The following is a 16,633-nucleotide window of genomic DNA, read 5'->3' as shown; positions in this document are numbered from 1 at the left end:
TCAGCGCTGTTAAAGTAGTCAGATACTTAGTGTTTACGCTATAGAGAGATTTTTATTTGTGGCAACGACAGTATTTTACCCGACAACATCATAGCGCGATATACATTGACCAACCCTTAATCATTTGGCTGATCTTTTTGTTCATGTTGAATATGCCAAAGCCGAGCATAAAGCCCTTGTTGAGCTAACAAACTGGTATGAGTTCCATGTTCAACAATCTTACCTTTACTCAATACAACGATTTGGTCAGCATCAATAATGGTCGATAAACGATGGGCGACGACTAAACTTGTATGGCCTTTGGCTGCATCTCGCAAGGCGCTCAAAATGGCTTGCTCTGAGCGTGAGTCTAATGAAGATGTGGCTTCATCGAACACTAAAATAGGCGCTCCTTTCAACACCGCGCGTGCAATAGCAACTCGTTGCTTTTCGCCGCCGGAGAGCTTTAATCCTCGCTCACCGACCTTGGTATTACCTTTATCCGGCAATGATTCAATAAAGTCACTCAAATGAGCCAATTTAATCGCCGCGAGAATCTCATCATGGGTAGCATTTGAGCGGCCATACCTAATATTTTCATAAATAGAATCATTAAATAACACAGTATCTTGCGGTACCACTGCGATGGCTCTTCGTAAGGCCTGTTGGCTAAGTTGACGCACATCAATACCATCAATAGTGATAGACCCACGGTCAACATCATAAAAGCGGAATAACAGTTTAATGATAGTTGACTTACCTGCGCCACTGTCGCCCACTACGGCAATTTTTTTCCCTGCTGGCACATCAAAACTAACGCTGTTTAAAATAGCGCGTTGGTCGTAATGAAAGCTCACATCAGTAAACTTTATTGCCCCGACAGTTGGACTGGCTTCAATAGCATCGACGCGGTCTAACACTTGTGGTTGTTTGTCTAAAATATCAAACATACGCTCAATATTGGCTAATGCTCCACGGATCTCACGGTAAACAAAGCCTAAAAAATTTAATGGAATGAACAGCTGCATCATAAAAGCATTAATGAGAACAAAGTCACCAATTGTCATCGAGCCTTGGCTCACTTCATAAGCCGCCAGCGCCATCATAGCCGTCATCGCAACAGCAATAATTAATGCTTGTCCACCGTTTAGCGCAAACAATGATAAACGGTTTTTTCGCTTTGCAACTTCCCATTGTTCAAGTGCGGAATCATACCGTTGTGACTCAAATTCTTCATTGTTAAAATATTTTACAGTTTCATAATTTAACAAGCTATCGATTGAACGCGTATTAGCCAGCGAGTCAGCTCTCGCAGCATCGCGCACATAACCGGTGCGCCACTCTGTCGCCACAATTGAATAACCAATATAGGCCACCACAGAAAATAAAGTGATCAGTGCAAAACTGGCGCCATAGTTATAAAAGAAAATACCGATCACTAAGGCAATCTCAAGCAGGGTTGGCACAATATTAAATACCATAAAGCGCATTAAAAAACTGACGCCACTTGTGCCGCGTTCAATATCACGAGACAGGCCGCCAGTACGGCGATCTAAATGAAAATCAAGATCGAGCCGATGTAAATGTTCAAAAACGGCTCTTCCAAGGCGGCGAATAGCGCGTTCGGTAACACGGCCAAATAACGTATCTCGTATCTCGCCAATTATAACATTCAGCAAACGCACCATGCCGTAAGCTAGCACCAATCCAACAGGAACGGCGATGAGCTGGGCTGAAGATTGCTTATCAAGTGTATCGACTAATTCTTTCAGAATAAATGGCAGTGCAACACTCGCAATTTTAGCAACGATTAAGCAAATCATTGCTAACAACACTCGTGCTTTAAATTCTAATAAATATGGCCATAATAATCTTAAAACATGCCAATTTAACTTCCCTACCGGGCCTTCGAAATACGCAGAAGGTCTCATTTATGCTCCAATTAATTACCACTGCTATAGGCAGTTCGCCACGACCTAATATTGATTGTCTTATTATATGTCATTTTCTAATCAGACATCGGTCACATTACTATGGATTAAGTCCACACTCATGTTTATCATAAAAGGGCTATTTGAGCGCCAGGCAAATAGTACTTTAGAACTATCAATGAATAAAATTACACAGACTAAAATACTACTTTTTAAATTTTTTTAGTCATTTTATGCTTTTTTAAGCTAAATAGAGTTATTTCTGTCAGCAGAATTTGTTACTCTTCAAGAACAGATAAACGCCTGTTTGATAATAAACAAACAACGATTTACTAGTTTAAAGGATGCTTTATGTTGGATAGCTCGAAAATTCAATACCCACCATTACAACTAATACAAACATGGGTATGGATGATGATTGAATCAGGTAACCCTGAACTGCAAGATAAAGGGCGTGATAATCTTATTTCAGCGTTTGGCAGTTTAGCTAAGGCCAATGAATACTTAGTACAACATATAAAAAAATAAGGCGCATTGTGCGCCTTATTTTTTTAGGTGTAACTAATCAAATATCAAGCTTTACGACGGTCAAGTACACTCTTATTTAGTGTTGCTAAAAGTGACTCTGTATCATCCCAGCCGATACAAGCATCTGTTACGCTCTGTCCATAACACAATGCATTACCTTCAATAAGGTCTTGGCGTCCTTCAACTAAATGACTTTCAACCATCACACCAAAAATAGCATGATTACCTTGAGATATTTGCCCTGCAACATCATCGGCAACCATCATCTGCTTCTTGTAATCTTTACTACTATTAGCATGGCTAAAATCGATCATAATATTATCTGTCAAACCAGATTTAGCCAGCTGCTTGGCAATGTCGGACACGTGTTCGGCACTATAATTAGGCGCCCGACCTCCACGTAAAATAATATGACAATCTGGATTCCCTTTGGTTGACACTATGGCTGAATGACCAAACTTAGTGACCGACAAGAAATGATGTGGAGCACTCGCAGCTCCAATGGCATCAATAGCCACTTTAATGGTTCCATCGGTACCATTTTTAAATCCTACTGGACAAGATAGCCCCGATGATAGTTCACGGTGTACTTGAGATTCGGTAGTACGTGCACCAATAGCGCCCCAACACATCATGTCAGCAACATATTGAGGCGTGATCATATCTAAAAACTCACCTGCTGTTGGTATACCAGAGTCATTTAAATCAACGAGTAATTTACGAGCGGTCCGTAAACCATCATTTAATTGAAAACTGTTATCCATATACGGATCATTAATTAACCCTTTCCAACCTACTGTCGTTCTCGGCTTTTCAAAATACACTCGCATGACAATTTCAAGCTGATTTTTATACTGTTCCCGCAATTTAACTAAGCGTTGACCATACTCTAAGGCGGCAACAGGATCATGAATTGAACAAGGGCCAATCACCACTAATAAGCGATCATCTTTACGGGCTAGAATTTGATGAATACTGTTACGCGCATTGAAAACAGTTGATGATGCATGTTCGGTTGCCGGAAATCGTTCTAGAATCGCAATGGGTGGAAGCAATTCTTTTATTTCATCGATACGAATATCGTCATTTTGATAATGCATAGTGGTTACAACTCCGGCAAAACGTCTTATGAGTCTGATTCAATAAATAAATCAGCTGATACGATTCATTAAAAATGATAAAAAACCATCGAAAAAATGAACATGAATCATCAATTTAACCAGTATCTATCGACAAATCAATCAAGTATTATTCATCAGTGCCGATAGTAGTGACTATCAGTATGTGATTGGGAATACGTAATAGGAAGCAATAGCAACTGAGCTCACTTGGCTACCCCGTAAACCGAGTATGAAATACACTTATACATTGATTTTTTAGCACCAAATATCACTAACATAAACTGTCTCATAAAAAAGACACTCTGATGATATTAATATGCTTTACTTTAATGATTAACATCATTAATTCAACACAAGGAAGATGAGCAACTTAATACTTGGCAAGCTATCCAGAGGAGGATAACAGATTGAAATATTTTAATATTTATTTATTAGGTTCATTGTTAACTCTTTGCAATCCTGCGATTGCCACGTCAGTAGATCCCATCGATGATACGCACGAATTAGTCGAACTCCACTCGCAAAATTACCATACAACGTTGATTCCGATCATTAATAGCATCAGTTTCTCTACCAGTAACAGTATTGCACCCTACTTCTTTACCGATGAAAACACTGGTGTGCAGTATGACCTTCTGAAGGCTGCTCTGGACAGTGAAAATATAGACATAAAAGAGATTGTGCATGCGCCTAATTTGCGTGCGCAGCGCCTAGTCAAAACCAATAAAATAGACTGCATGATCAATGCACCCGATAACGTGGCAGGACTATTTTATACACAGAGCTTGCTTGAATATCAAAATAGCGTGTTTTACTTATCTAGAAATAACCTTAAGATTGAACAAATTACCGATCTTAGCGCATTGTCTATTTTAGGATTCCAAAATTCAAAACAATACTTAGGTGATGAGTTTAAAGACATCGCGAATGCCAACCCTAACTACAGTGAAATCACCAATCAGAAAAGCCAAGTGGTGATGTTATTTAATGGATATGTGGAGGTCATTGTTTTAGAAAGACGAATATTTGAATATTATCGTCATTTACTCAAATCAAAACTCGATACCAGCATACCAGTAACAGAAGTGGCACTCTTTGACCCTGCTCAACGTAAAATTGCCTGTTATGATCAAAAAACGACTAACCGAGTAGATAGTGCCATTACTACACTCAAACAGTCATATCGCTACCAAGAGATACTCGATCTAGCTGAACAAAACAATTATCAACCGCAGTATCAAATACCTTAAAGGTACTAATTTTGTTTAAACGCTTGCAGCTTAATTTGGTAACGTTGCTTATTATTGCTATCACTTAAGGCTAACGCACGTTTAAGGTTTTTCTCAGCCAGACGCTCTTCACCTGTTGCCCAATAAGCCCTAGACAACCCAAAATAAAATTCATGACGATAATCCGCTTTATCAACTGCTCGTTTATACCATATGAGTGCATCTTGATATTGCTTATCAAAATACGCTTGTTGAGCCATGTCAAAATAGTAAAACGGATTATTTATTCTCGCGAGTTCAAGCACTTTATGTATTTGCGCCCATTCATCTAAACGCCCTTGTTCACCTAAAATCAACGCCAAATTGTATAATGTGGTTAAATCTTGCGAGTCAATTTGTAACGCTAAACGATATGCATATTCAGCCTCAACTTCGTAGCCCTTATGTCGATAAATAACCGCTAGAGTATTGATGGCCGCCACATATTGCGGATCCAATTGAATGCTTTTTTTAACCAGTGCATAAGCCGCATCAAAATCAGTTTTAATTAACGCTTCTGCTGCAATATTATTATAAAACATCGCGGTTAGCTGGCGCTTATTAACTGTTTTTTTATGATACGCACGCACAGAGCGTTCAGGCAAAAAGTCCACTAGAACATCAGTACCTCTAAATAACACAGTGTTATTAGCCCTTGGAGGTAACAAACGTAAATTAACGTGACCATTAACTAAATAAAAACCACCTCGCCTATCCCAAACGGGTTCTACATCTATGTCATTAAACTCCACGGGCACATTTAACGCATCAGCCAACGCCGCCGATAACACAACCAAAGACATACAATTACCTTGACGATTAAGCACCGTTTCACTGGCTGAGCGGGTAACATTATCACGATACTCAAAACCACCATCTTGTGCGCCTATATATTGAGCCAACCATTCATTAGCCAGAATATTTTGACTGCGAAGAGTACTATCTGCTTGAAACTGTCGCCTAAATTGTGCGACAAACTTATCAGGTAAACGATAAATATCATCAATAGCCACAGTCTCAACAGGCATGAACATTTCATCATGAAATAGGTCAGTAATCTTGATTGCTTTGTTTTGGGGCTGAGTTGATTGACAAGCGCTCATGCTGAAAAGTAAAACAATAAGCAGTAGATGGGTCCATTGAAGTCGTAAGTGGTCATCCTTGGCAAAGGAATTAACCTCTGTCTTTTTTGGGTGATGAGTAAACATTATTCAGCCCTCAGATAGGAATACGCTATCTAAAAGCATAGTCAATAGATGCCCATTAGGCCAAAACAACCACTACAAGTTTGTAATGGCTTATTAGCTACTGAGGAGGATTTACACTAACAGGAGGATCTATTTGGATAAAAAGTTGTGTGTCTTGATATTCGTAGGGACGATAAAATTGATTGCCACAGCTAAAATAAGGAAATGGTGACGTCACGGCTAAACAACCAATAGGCAGTGATTGCAAAATCATTATCTGCTGTTGCTGTCTTAACAACTCTTGCCATTCGTGCTGTTGTAATACACTGTCGCGAACAGCAAAAGCATCAAAAGGCGTTGATGACTGGCGCACCACAACGGTGCCAGCATAGCTTGCTGCGCTTAATAACAAAGATCCCATTAATAAATTTATCAGTATTGGTTTCATCATCACCTCATCACAGATTTCATCATCTAATAGTGTATACGTTAAGCTGGCACATGGCCCTTTATTTACCTCAATTGAGTCAGTAATAACGTTATTAATCTACAAAAAAAAACAGAACCCTAAGGTTCTGTTTTCTATGTTAGCTAATTAACTCATTAGCCAGCGGTTTTCACACTCACAAACTCAGGGTAAGCATCTACTCCACAGTCAGAAGCATCCATACCGTTGTACTCTTCTTCTTCTGTCACACGGATACCCATAGTCATTTTTAATACAAACCATACCAGTAACGATGTGGTAAATACCCAAATGAAGATAACCGCAGCACCGTATAGCTGACTGCCAAAACTAGCATCGGCATTTGATAATGGTACTAACATTAGTCCAAGGAATCCCGCAACACCGTGCACCGAAATGGCACCGACTGGATCATCAATTTTAATTCGGTCAAATGCAATCACTGAGAAGATAACAACTGCACCAGCAACCAAACCAATTACACCGGCCATTAACAACGAAGGTGATAAAGGATCAGCAGTAATTGCCACTAAACCCGCTAACGCACCGTTTAAAATCATGGTTAAATCAGCTTTACCCCAAACAACTTTACACACAATAAGCGCTGAGATTGCACCAAATGCGGCGGCAGAGTTAGTGTTTACAAAGATTTTAGCGACAGCACTGGCGTTTTCAGCATCAGAAACCAACAGCTGTGAACCACCGTTGAAACCAAACCAACCCATCCATAAAATGAACATACCTAAAGTAGCCATTGGTAAGTTAGAGCCTGGAATAGGATGAACTTGGCCATTTTCACCATATTTACCTTTACGAGCACCAAGAAGCAGCACACCAGATACTGCAGCTGCAGCACCAGCCATGTGCACAATGCCACTACCAGCAAAGTCAACAAAACCAGCTTCAGAGAGGAATCCACCACCCCATGTCCAGTAACCTTCAATAGGATAAATGACCGCGGTCATGACGACCGAAAAAGCTAAGAAAGACCATAACTTCATCCGTTCAGCCACAGCACCAGATACTATCGACATTGCCGTAGCAACAAACACGACTTGGAAGAAAAAGTCTGATTCCAAAGCATGGTCTGCACCATCGGCTTGCGAACCGATTAACGAACCAAAAGAAGGAATAAAACCACCTTCTACATTGTCGACATACATGATGTTGTATCCGACGAATAAAAACATCACACATGCAATTGAATATAAACACACGTTTTTAGTTAATATTTCAGTGGTGTTTTTTGAGCGAACTAAGCCGGCTTCTAACATGGCAAAACCCGCTGCCATCCACATAACTAACGCACCTGAAATGAGGAAATAGAACGTGTCTAATGCAAAACGTAGTTCAGTTACCGTCAGGCCTAATTGAGTTAATTCTTCCATAGCAGCCACCTTATAATGCTTCGTTATCAAGTTCACCCGTACGAATACGGATCGCTTGTTCTAAATCAGTCACAAAAATTTTTCCATCACCTATTTTGCCGGTATGTGCAGCACTGGTAATGGCTTCAATAAGCATGTCCAAATTTTCATCTTTGGTGGCAATTTCTAATTTTACTTTAGGAAGAAAGTCCACTTGATACTCTGCCCCACGATAAAGTTCAGTGTGACCTTTTTGGCGTCCAAAGCCTTTTACTTCAGTAACAGTCATACCTTCAATGCCCATGCCTGCAATGGCTTCACGGACATCATCCAATTTAAATGGCTTGATGATAGCGCTGACGAGTTTCATCTCGACCTCCAAAAGTGTGAAAAAATGTAATTGTTATTAATTTGTTGGATGAGTTAATTCAATCATTAGGCCACTTTTTCAATACGCTGTTATATATAGCTTTTATTTTATTTACTCTTTTATTTATTAACATTAAGGCACCAATCAAGTGCACAAGAAACATCGACGCATCGTTTTGGTGCAGCAAATCATCCACCTTTCATGCTACCTAGCAGCAAGAAGCCGGTGCACTATCTCTACATAACACAGATAAAAAAACAGCCCTCAAATGAGGGCTGTTTGTTAGATTTTTCAGGCTTGCACCTGAGGAGATTTTTTATGCTAAGTACAACTTATTTATAAGTCGCTTCGCGCTTTTTAGCTTCTTCTTTCCACTTAGGCACCAGTGTTTTCTTAAACTCAGCTTTTTCAGCATTCATGGTTTTCATGTCCATGCCTAATGCTGCTTGTGCTTTTGCTTTCGTTGAAGTGTCAGGGTAAGCAATTGGTTGCTTAACACCTTTTGCACCGAGTAACTGAGCAAGTTTAACGCGAGCATCAGCTGCTTTATCCAATGAAGTACCTAAAATACGTAATACTTCAGCAGGAGCATGAGATGATGCACCATGAGATGCAGTCGCATAATCCCAACGCCACTGTGAATGACGAATATCCATTAGGATTGGCTTCATTTCAACTTCAGTTGCACCAGCATCCCACGCAGCTTTAGCTTCAAAGTGAGCTTTAACTAATTGAGTTTCAACACGTGCTTTTAAGTCTTGTGCTTTCTGTTTGCTTTCATTAACTTGCTTAACCATAAACTCTTTGCTTTGACTGTGACAAGTTGCACATGTTTCTTCAAAGCGATCAAATGGGTTACCCACTTTATGGTCTGTAAATTTGCGGCCTTTGTCATTAGTCACTTTAGGCATATGACAATCAACACAACTCACGTTATTTTGACCGTGAACACCCATTTTCCAAGTTTCATAACCAGGGTGTTGTGCTTTTAGCATAGGAGTTTTAGACACAGCATGAGTCCAATCAGAGAACTCCATGTTGTCGTAATACACTTCCATTTGCTCAACAGTGGTACCCATATCCCAAGGGAATTTAACGAAACCAGGACGTTCAGCCGTTTTCTCGAAATAATATTCTACGTGACATTGAGCACACACCATTGACTGCTTGTCTTTACGAGAAGCTTTATCAAATGGAGTATTCAATGTTGTCATTGCGCGCTCTGCAAATGGACGAGACATACGTAACTTAGATGAGCCTTTTTCATGACAATCGCCACAACCAAGAACATTGACAATTTCTGGACCGCCTTTAGCCCACTTGCCACTGAAATAGCCATCTTCGCCCTGCTCTTCAATCACACGAGGCACATCAGGACTTTTACAGCTCCAACACGCCATTGGCATTGGACCATCTTCAGCATTTTTTGGCGCACCGGTACGCAATGAATTCGTTACGTCAGTAACCGCATACATATGACCTCGTGGTGCATTGTAATCTTTAGCAAAGCCGTAGCCTGCCCACAATACGACTAGACTAGGTACTTTTTCTAACATATCGACAACTTCTTTACTTTCATCAGTTGCATGCCAGCTGTCATATTGCTTAGAAAATTTATCTTTATAAACCTCATTTCGAGGCTCCGTTTTATCACTCGCCATTGCGCCAGCAGCTAAAAAACTGGCTGCCATCACTGCACTCAGTGCAATTGATTTCATATTCATCTTCATCACCCTTTATCTCCGTGTTACATTATATTTAATTTAATAATCACGACATCTCCAAAGTCAAAGTTAGCGATTTAACACCGCTTTAAATATACCCCTTATGGGGTATAGCGATGAAAGTTTGCGCCAGATCAACATGTAAACAGGATGTATTTCACAGTTTTGTAAACTTGTTAATGTTATCAACCCATACCTAATGTAGAACACACTATTGGACATCATATAAAACAGTACTTTTGACTTATTTTTAATCACTAATCGCTATCAACAGCAGGATTTTATGTTTACTCGTGGCAGCCTTACTTCCACCATTTTAAGTTTAATGCTCATTTTAATTTTGTTGTCATCAAGCTTAGCGGTGTTTTCTATCGTCAATTTAACCTTCAGCTTAGGCGATGCCAAAGGCATCAACGCCTCAGGCTCACTGCGAATGCAAAGTTATAGGCTGTTGTTGTATACCAATGCCGGCAGTAGTAATACCGATGAAAAAATTACTGCATTCGAAAATACACTTAGTTCAGAAGCACTTAAACGCTCTCTTCAATGGTATAGCCCCAAAGAGCTGCGAGACCAATATTTATTGGTTATCGATAAATGGCAAGTGATGAGAGTGTATATTGAAGAAGGGAATACGCGACTTTACTCAGCCTCATTAACCGACTTTGTCGACACCATTGATACCTTGGTATTAAAGATGGAATTGTTCGCGGCCTTTAAATTAAAGTTATTGGTTATTGGGCAGATTATCGGCTTATTTATTTTACTTGTTATCGCTTTCTTTGCCGTAGTATTCACACGTAAACGGGTTGTTAAACCATTGCAATTGTTGATGGATAGCGCAGCAACTATTTCGAAAGGTAACTTCAAAGTTGAGATGCCTAAAACGGGTTATATAGAACTGACGGCTCTAGGTAATGCACTGCAAAAGACGGCAGCGGAATTAGCCCATTTATATGAAGATTTAGAAAACCAAGTGAACGAAAAAACCTTGGCATTAACCCGAGCAAACAATGAGCTAAAGTTTTTATACGACAATCTACTCATGTTACATGCTGATAAACTCGACTATAAAGCATTACAATCTGCAATCAATCAGCTGAAATATTATGAAGACTTAACCTTTCTTCGCTTAGTCGTTGAGCATGATGATGGCTCTAAAGACGTTATTAAAGCTGAAGGCGGCTGGCCTGATGAGTTAGCCACTGAATCGGTACAGTTTCCGCTATTAATAGAAAAGACCCAAATGGGCTATTTAGATGTAATATCTAATAAGCCATTGAATAAATTATTGTTTGAAAACTTCGCCATGATGTTAACCCGTTCAATTACTATCCATAATGCTACTGAACAACGGCAGCAACTGGCGCTACTGGAAGAACGTGCGGTCATCGCTAGAGAATTACATGATTCAATTGGGCAATTATTATCTTTTCTGAAAATCCAGGTGAGTTTATTACGTAAAAGTCTTGCTCACAGTTGTCGTAGCCCTGAAGTAGAAGGTCAATTGACAGAGATTAATGAAGGTGTCAGTACTGCTTATGTACAATTACGTGAACTGTTATCAACCTTTAGATTAACCATTAAAGAGCCTAATTTAAGTCAAGCTATTGAAGTTATGTTGGATCAATTACGTCATCAAACGAATATCAATATCCAATTGAATTACAAGATATCAGCACATTTACTTGAAGCTAAACAACACATTCATATTTTACAATTAATTCGCGAAGCGACATTAAATGCAATTAAACACGCTAACCCTGCTCATATAGTGGTAGATTGTCAGTTAACAAATAATGGCATGATAACTATTACAATATGTGATGATGGCATTGGCGTGACACATTTAGCTGAACGAGATCAGCATTTCGGTATTGGCATCATGCATGAACGCGCCAACAAACTGAATGGTATCGTTTCGTTCAATAGTAACCAGCTCGGCGGTACTACTGTTACGCTGAGTTTTCCACCTCAACAGGAGCCTTTAAATGGGTAAGCCGTATTCCGTACTTGTTGTCGATGATCATCCATTATTACGCCGTGGTATTTGCCAATTAATCACCTCCGACGGTGACTTTTCGCTTTTTGGTGAAACGGGCACGGGACTAGAAGCTCTTACCGCCGTAGCCGAAGATGAACCCGATATTATTTTGCTCGATTTGAATATGAAAGGCATGTCTGGGCTTGATACTCTCAATGCTATGCGTCAAGAAGGTGTAACAGCAAGAATTGTGATTTTAACCGTCTCAGACGCTAAACAAGATGTCATTAGACTACTGCGAGCGGGTGCTGACGGCTATTTACTCAAAGACACTGAGCCTGATTTACTGTTAGAGCAACTCAAAAAAGCCATGCTGGGTCACCGAGTGATTAGTGATGAAGTAGAAGCTTATCTTTATGAGTTGAAAAATACCATTGACGACAACAGCTGGATAGAGAATTTAACCCCGCGTGAATTACAAATATTGCAGGAGCTGGCGGAAGGTAAAAGTAATCGAATGATCGCCGAAGACTTACACATCAGCGAAGGCACTGTTAAAGTTCATGTGAAGAATTTGCTGCGTAAAGCAAATGCAAAATCTCGCACAGAAATGGCCGTACGCTACCTTAACAATTAGCCCACTATCAAAATCATATTTAACAACAAGGCCACTTAAACGTGGTTTTGTTGTTATTTATCATCCACTAGAATTAAGAGATGGGTTATTTATCGTTAATAAATGCTAACCAACTTTGCAGTACTGACTCAAAGTCTTCCAGACCACAATAAGACTCAGATTCCGCATTATACAGGCTCATGGAGTCTTCTAATAAATGTTCTTCCTCAAAATCAATCACACTGGCAAACACTCTCACTTGCTCAAAGTCGATGTCGATAGTTAACTCTCCACCGATATCCCGCAAATGGTTAAGCGCCCCAGATTTGATTAACACTATCTGGGCTAGAATATGATTAGCTTTGCTCTTGTCGTCACCAAGCTCTTCAGCAAACCATCTGCCTAACACTTCATGACCCATGCTAAATTCAGCAAAGACCGTGCCTTCTAGGCGATTTCGACGAAATTGATATTCCATACTAGTACTCTTTTATTAGCATTTTTTCTATTTTAACCGATGAACGGCCACTCTGCTGCTCGTTAGTTAAGCAAATATTGCGCTTGATGGTTAAATGCACGATAAATAAAGGATTTCATTTTATAAGGTTGTTTTAAACTTGGGCAAGATAAAAAAATAGCGTAAATTATTACAATAGTGATCACATGGAATCTCTAATAATGAATAATGGTTTTATATACAGTTTATTGCTTACCGGCCCCAATGCTGGCCAGTCACTTACCGCGGAACAAATAGCACAATGGCAGCCTGCTGATGGGCTGTTGTGGTTACATCTGCGATATCGTGAACCTAAAGCTCGTAAATGGATCCTCAACTCCGGCTTACAGAGGGTTGAGATGGATACTCTGTTGGCCACTGATACTCGTCCACGAGTATTAAGTTCCGACAAAGGAATTTTACTGGCGTTACGAGGAGTTAATTTAAACCCAAACTCCGATCCAGAAGACATGGTCGCAGTGCGGATCTACGCTGAAGAGCACAAGATCATCTCAACCTGCGAGCGCCAGTTACAATCGGTGATTGATGTTGCCGATGCGATAACACAAGGCAAAGGTCCGGTTGATAGTGCAGCGTTTATCATGGCCATTTGTGAGCGTCTGACGCAACGTAAAGTGGAGTTTATTGGCAAACTGGAAGAGCAGCTCGATGAATTAGAAGAACGCGTTGTCACTCAAGTAAACAAAACCTTACGTACTGACATTGCCGAGCTGCGCAGACAAACCGTAGTATTGCGTCGCTACCTCGCGCCCCAACGAGAAGCATTTTCTCGTATGCTACAAGAAGCCAGCGAACTATTTGACGACAATGATAAAGTCCGCTTACGTGAAATACACGAAACCCTTATTCGAGTAATAGAAGATCTTGATGCAATACGCGATCGAGCCAGCGTTACGCAGGAAGAGCTTCAATCACAACAGTCAGAACAAGTGAATCAGAGACTGTATTTCTTATCATTGATTTCGGCGGTATTTTTACCATTAGGTTTTTTAACAGGTTTATTGGGCGTCAATATTGGCGGAATACCTGGCGCTGAATCAAATTGGGCTTTTGCCGCATTCTGTGGCGGATTGTTTGCGCTGATAGGTTTGCAAATGTACTTATTCTACCGTTTGAAATGGCTATAATCCGCCTCTAATATACATGATGGACATTGATCTGCTGAGGGTTAACTACTCGTCAAGAGCGGCTAATTTGCACGTAATGACAATAAAATGATTAGCGGAGTTAACTTGGTATTACCTAACGTTAAACTACTAACGTTGAGCAATATAAAGCGACGGAGTTAATCACTTATCCAAGGCCATTCTAAGCAAATTTAACTGTAAACAAAAAAGGACACCGAAGCGTCCTTTTTAATTTATATTTATCAGTCTTTTAACGACTGAAACAATGTTGATATTACTTAGTTTCTACTGCAGCAGGTGTTTTCTCTACTGACATTAATTCAACTTCAAAAACCAATGTTGAGTTAGCAGGAATAGTGCCAGTATCACGTTCGCCATAAGCTAATTCTGATGGGATAACAAACTTATACTTAGCGCCTACAGGCATTAACTGTACGCCTTCAGTCCAACCAGGAATAACACGGTTTAGTGGGAACTTAGCCGTTTCACCACGAGCATATGAACTGTCAAATTCGGTGCCATCAATTAACGTGCCACGGTAATGAACTTCAACAGTGTCTTCAGCAGCAGGCTTTTCACCACTACCGGCCTCTAATACTTCGTACTGCAAACCAGACTCAGTCGTGGTTACGCCTTCTTTGGCTTTATTGTCTTCTAAGAATTTTTTGCCATCTGCAATTGATTTAGCAGCTAACGTTTCAGCTTGCTCTAAGCGCTTGTCGTTTAGTTTTTTATCTAGGTTTTGTAATACAGTCTGCATTTCTTCTTCAGTTAACTGCATTTCTTCGCCTAAGCCATCGCTAAAGCCTTTAATCACCATAGCGCGGTCAACAGCAAAGCCTAATTCTTCTTGCTCTTTAATGTGACCAGACATGTACTTACCAATTGAACCACCAACACTATATGCTTCTTTTTGAACGTCAGTTGTCAATTCAACTTTCTTTTGAGCAACGTCTTGTTCCTGATTACACGCAGTAAGGCCAACAACGGCTAATGCAACTAACGATAATTTGTAAATAGATTTCATTAAAGCTTCCTCAGCATCCTATAGTGGTTACAATAACCTTAATACATTCAATCAATGAGATGTTTAATTGGTCATGTTCTCTTGCCACTTTATACTAGTTAAAACGGTTATACCATTGGGTAAACCTTATATGACAAGGTTTAGGACAATAATTCAAGGAGCAAGTTCATGATACGCGTTCCAATGCTGTTTTTTTGGCCAACTCTAGTCTTAGTAAGCCTATTATCTGCATGCCAACCAACAGCGACGAAAGTTAAGGTCATCACTACTGATGCCAGTTATAGTGCAAGTTTGTCAAATGATGCAACCATAGCCTTGGTTAGCACGGCTCATAATGGCGTACAGGTATGGGATCTTACTGACTCAACGTTGTCTTACCAGTGGCTCCAAGGCCAACAACAAAATACCAGTAACGTCATTGATACTGCGATATCAGCAAATAGCCTTTATGCTGCAACAATTAGCAGCCACTCACTTGCAATATGGCGATTAACCGATGGTTCATCTGTCGGATGGTGGTCTTTGCCTTCTTATGCGCAAAGTGTCGCCATCGCTAATACAGGGCAAACCCTTGTGGGTTTAGTCGATGGCTCTGTGATGTCATTGTCACCTGAAAAATCACGCTTAATTCAATTTTTGGGCCATCAAGAAAAAGTGAATAGCGTGTCTATTAGTGCCGATGGCAATACAGCATTAAGCGGCGGGAATGATGGTAAAGTATTACTTTGGCAAGCCCAAACGGGTCAACCATTACAACAATGGCAGTTAACATCCCGCATCACTAAAGTGGCGATTAACGATTCAGCGACTCTCAGCTTTGCAAGCGATATCACTGGTAATGCCACCCTGTGGCAGTCGGATACCGGTAAACCAATAAGTCATCTCGATATTAATCGACGCCAAATGAATTTTTCAAGTGCTCGCTTTGTTAATAATGACCAGCAATTACTCACAGGTACGCCATCAAGAGAAATCTTTTTATGGCAAATAGACTCAGGTAAACGACTTTCTCGCTGGCAAGTTCAATTGAGTAAAAACACCCAAAACAAAGGCGCTGTAGTATACTCTGCCGCAATGATAGCACCTGGCTCGATAGTCAGTATTAGCAGCCAAGGTTTAGTTGAATATTGGCAGTAATAACTAATGTAATAATTCAGTAATAAGAGGTCGACATGGAAAGCGTTTTACAAAAGATTGATGATCTTGAAATGAAATTATCATTTCAAGATATCTCCATTGAAGAGTTAAACCAAGAAGTGATAAAACTCAATGCATTAGTTGCCAGACAGCAACAGCAAATGCTATTAATGGTTAATAAACTGCATTCTATTGAGCCTAGTAACATGGCGTCTTCTGCCGAAGAGACTCCACCACCACATTACTAAAGCCTTGCGACCATACAAGATATTTTAGGATACTTT

16 protein-coding genes are annotated in these 16,633 nt (G+C 40.1%); 7 read left to right on the top strand and 9 right to left on the bottom strand.

The window, feature by feature from the left end; genetic code table 11:
• Positions 1–116 precede the first annotated feature (116 nt).
• On the bottom strand, positions 117–1,910 hold the full coding sequence (locus H5125_RS01005) for an ABC transporter ATP-binding protein/permease (protein ID WP_182743209.1): 1,794 nt from the start codon (positions 1,908–1,910) through the stop codon (positions 117–119).
• 351 nt (positions 1,911–2,261) lie between these two features.
• Between H5125_RS01005 and H5125_RS01000 the strand changes: the two genes are divergently transcribed.
• Positions 2,262–2,438 (top strand): hypothetical protein, encoded by a 177-nt coding sequence (locus H5125_RS01000; protein WP_011636116.1) that lies wholly within the window; start codon positions 2,262–2,264, stop codon positions 2,436–2,438.
• Positions 2,439–2,482: 44 nt separating this feature from the next.
• Here H5125_RS01000 and aroG read toward each other — a convergent pair whose 3' ends face one another.
• Positions 2,483–3,538: a 3-deoxy-7-phosphoheptulonate synthase AroG gene (gene aroG / locus H5125_RS00995; protein ID WP_182743207.1), complete on the bottom strand. Its 1,056-nt coding sequence runs from the start codon at positions 3,536–3,538 to the stop codon at positions 2,483–2,485.
• A 428-nt stretch (positions 3,539–3,966) separates the two neighbouring features.
• Here aroG and H5125_RS00990 point away from each other — a divergent pair, with 428 nt between their 5' ends.
• The gene (locus tag H5125_RS00990) at positions 3,967–4,809 is read left to right on the top strand and encodes an ABC transporter substrate-binding protein (RefSeq protein WP_162023834.1); all 843 of its coding nucleotides are present in this window, start codon (positions 3,967–3,969) and stop codon (positions 4,807–4,809) included.
• Positions 4,810–4,814: 5 nt separating this feature from the next.
• On the opposite strand, the gene H5125_RS00985 is transcribed toward H5125_RS00990, so the two are convergent.
• From H5125_RS00985 to nrfA, 5 genes are all read right to left on the bottom strand, one after another.
• Entirely contained in the window at positions 4,815–5,930 is a 1,116-nt protein-coding gene (locus H5125_RS00985; protein ID WP_392341436.1) for a tetratricopeptide repeat protein, read from the bottom strand.
• Positions 5,931–6,132: 202 nt separating this feature from the next.
• A complete protein-coding gene (locus tag H5125_RS00980; protein ID WP_409085801.1) occupies positions 6,133–6,465 on the bottom strand; it encodes a hypothetical protein in 333 nt (110 codons plus the stop codon).
• A gap of 152 nt (positions 6,466–6,617) precedes the next feature.
• Positions 6,618–7,868, bottom strand: a complete 1,251-nt coding sequence (locus H5125_RS00975) for an ammonium transporter (protein ID WP_101085306.1) — start codon at positions 7,866–7,868, stop codon at positions 6,618–6,620.
• A 10-nt stretch (positions 7,869–7,878) separates the two neighbouring features.
• Complete coding sequence (gene glnK / locus H5125_RS00970; protein ID WP_011636110.1) at positions 7,879–8,217, bottom strand: P-II family nitrogen regulator; 339 nt, start codon at positions 8,215–8,217, stop codon at positions 7,879–7,881.
• Between the two features lie 332 nt (positions 8,218–8,549).
• Complete coding sequence (nrfA, locus tag H5125_RS00965; protein WP_174839653.1) at positions 8,550–9,941, bottom strand: ammonia-forming nitrite reductase cytochrome c552 subunit; 1,392 nt, start codon at positions 9,939–9,941, stop codon at positions 8,550–8,552.
• Between the two features lie 283 nt (positions 9,942–10,224).
• Between nrfA and narQ the strand changes: the two genes are divergently transcribed.
• Together narQ and H5125_RS00955 are read left to right on the top strand one after the other, a co-directional pair.
• A complete protein-coding gene (gene narQ, locus H5125_RS00960) occupies positions 10,225–11,940 on the top strand; it encodes a nitrate/nitrite two-component system sensor histidine kinase NarQ (RefSeq protein WP_101085304.1) in 1,716 nt (571 codons plus the stop codon).
• Positions 11,933–12,562: a response regulator gene (locus tag H5125_RS00955; protein WP_101085303.1), complete on the top strand. Its 630-nt coding sequence runs from the start codon at positions 11,933–11,935 to the stop codon at positions 12,560–12,562. Before narQ ends, H5125_RS00955 begins: the two co-directional genes overlap by 8 nt.
• Positions 12,563–12,647: 85 nt before the next feature.
• Here H5125_RS00955 and H5125_RS00950 read toward each other — a convergent pair whose 3' ends face one another.
• Positions 12,648–13,019, bottom strand: a complete 372-nt coding sequence (locus tag H5125_RS00950; protein ID WP_182743205.1) for a YacL family protein — start codon at positions 13,017–13,019, stop codon at positions 12,648–12,650.
• A 200-nt stretch (positions 13,020–13,219) separates the two neighbouring features.
• Here H5125_RS00950 and H5125_RS00945 point away from each other — a divergent pair, with 200 nt between their 5' ends.
• On the top strand, positions 13,220–14,185 hold the full coding sequence (locus tag H5125_RS00945) for a zinc transporter ZntB (protein WP_162024393.1): 966 nt from the start codon (positions 13,220–13,222) through the stop codon (positions 14,183–14,185).
• Between the two features lie 274 nt (positions 14,186–14,459).
• On the opposite strand, the gene fkpA is transcribed toward H5125_RS00945, so the two are convergent.
• Positions 14,460–15,212, bottom strand: coding sequence for an FKBP-type peptidyl-prolyl cis-trans isomerase (gene fkpA / locus H5125_RS00940; RefSeq protein ID WP_101085300.1), 753 nt, complete (start codon positions 15,210–15,212; stop codon positions 14,460–14,462).
• A gap of 168 nt (positions 15,213–15,380) precedes the next feature.
• Here fkpA and H5125_RS00935 point away from each other — a divergent pair, with 168 nt between their 5' ends.
• Positions 15,381–16,349 (top strand): WD40 repeat domain-containing protein, encoded by a 969-nt coding sequence (locus H5125_RS00935; RefSeq protein WP_101085299.1) that lies wholly within the window; start codon positions 15,381–15,383, stop codon positions 16,347–16,349.
• A gap of 35 nt (positions 16,350–16,384) precedes the next feature.
• Entirely contained in the window at positions 16,385–16,597 is a 213-nt protein-coding gene (locus H5125_RS00930; protein ID WP_011638679.1) for a SlyX family protein, read from the top strand.
• Positions 16,598–16,633: the final 36 nt, after the last annotated feature.

The organism is Shewanella sp. SR44-4 (assembly GCF_014163715.1).
GTDB lineage: Bacteria > Pseudomonadota > Gammaproteobacteria > Enterobacterales > Shewanellaceae > Shewanella.
This window is presented reverse-complemented; position numbering and strand designations above follow the sequence as displayed.